This window comes from Frankia tisae, assembly GCF_025403405.1.
Lineage (GTDB): Bacteria > Actinomycetota > Actinomycetes > Frankiales > Frankiaceae > Frankia > Frankia tisai.
Window position 1 is genome coordinate 1 of the sequence record NZ_JANEZT010000768.1, and the last position, 689, is coordinate 689.

The window sequence follows — 689 nt, forward strand, 5'->3', positions numbered from 1 at the left end:
TCTGTTCGAACTCGCCGAACACGCCCTCGACCGGCTCGCAGGAAAACCAGACATCGTCCGCGGATTTTTCCACACCCCGGAACTCTCCTACATCGAAGCAGTTTAGATACTTAGAATTTCGTTAGTAGTGGGGTTCCGTAGCCGCCGTAATGGACGGATTCAAATGAGACGGTGCGTTGCTGTGGGGCGACGTTGGGGAAGTTGGCTACAGCCAGGTTTGCGCGCGCCACTCCTTCGAGAATGGCGGTTCGGGAAGACTCTACCGAGAGACCTCCTGAAACAAAGCGCATTCTGCGTCCCTCGGTCAACGAGATCACGATGCCGTCCATTTTCCGCGTGACGCCAAGTAGCTCGGCCAACGCTCCGCGTGCAAGTATCTGGCTGCCGCGCCTATCGAGAAGAAACCAGCCTGCAGAGGTTATGGAAAAGTATGGCGACAAGTTCATGCGCGAGAAAGGTAGGCCATAGCCGATGGCTCGACCAGATTTCATCGTCATGATTAGATGCTGACCGAGGGAAGGGTCGCGCTTCAGCGCTTCGTGTACAACGGGGGCGACGGTCGGTAAACATTCAGGTGCCTTGTAGATCTTGCTGTGTGTAGGTGACGTCGAGATGGGTCTGGATGTTGTGCGACTCGGCGGGAGTGTGGGCGTGTGTCCTGGCAGCGGGTGTGATGACCTCGACGGGTG

At 56.9% G+C, this 689-nt stretch carries 1 protein-coding gene; it reads right to left on the bottom strand.

Features of this window, described 5'->3' with window-relative positions:
- Positions 1-110 precede the first annotated feature (110 nt).
- Positions 111-497, bottom strand: coding sequence for a hypothetical protein (locus tag NBZ85_RS31590; protein WP_261563477.1), 387 nt, complete (start codon positions 495-497; stop codon positions 111-113).
- Positions 498-689: the final 192 nt, after the last annotated feature.